Origin of the sequence: Paenibacillus rhizoplanae (assembly GCF_042684125.1) — a bacterium.
Lineage (GTDB): Bacteria > Bacillota > Bacilli > Paenibacillales > Paenibacillaceae > Paenibacillus_AQ > Paenibacillus_AQ rhizoplanae.
Genome location: NZ_JBHUKY010000080.1, coordinates 1 through 508, shown reverse-complemented (window position 1 = coordinate 508; position 508 = coordinate 1). Strand labels below are relative to the sequence as shown.

Below are 508 nucleotides of genomic sequence, written 5' to 3'. Positions count from 1 at the left end.
GCGTACAATCGTGCGAACTCGTCCACGAACACGTCCATCGATACGCCGTCCGAGACGATGTGGTGCATGTCCAGCAGCAGCACATGCCGCCGCTCTTCCAGGCAGATCAGTCCTGCACGCAGGAGTGGCGCTTCGCCCAGATCGAACGGACGCACGAACGCTTTCACCTGCGTTTTTGCTTCTTCCTCCGTGCTGTCCGTCACTTCCAGCGGCATATTCACCCGATCGGTGATGCGCTGCATCAGCTGATCTTCCTGCATCGCAAACGAGGTGCGGAACGATTCATGACGCGCTGCCAGCTCGTTCAAGCTCTCCCGCACACGTTCCACATCCAGCTCTCCTGCGATCTCCAGCGCCCACGGGATGTTGTAGCCGATGCCCCCGGTGTCCAACTGACTCACCACATACAGCCGCTGCTGTGCAGGCGAGGCCGGATACCACTCGCGCAGCTCCGCTTGGCCGATCGCCTCGTAGCGTTCCATCGTAGCCGCTGCTTCCAAATACCCCG

Annotated in this window: 1 protein-coding gene; it reads right to left on the bottom strand. The window is 60.8% G+C overall.

The window, feature by feature from the left end:
* The coding region (locus ACFSX3_RS29995; protein WP_379313647.1) for a condensation domain-containing protein at positions 1-508 on the bottom strand (508 nt) is incomplete at both ends.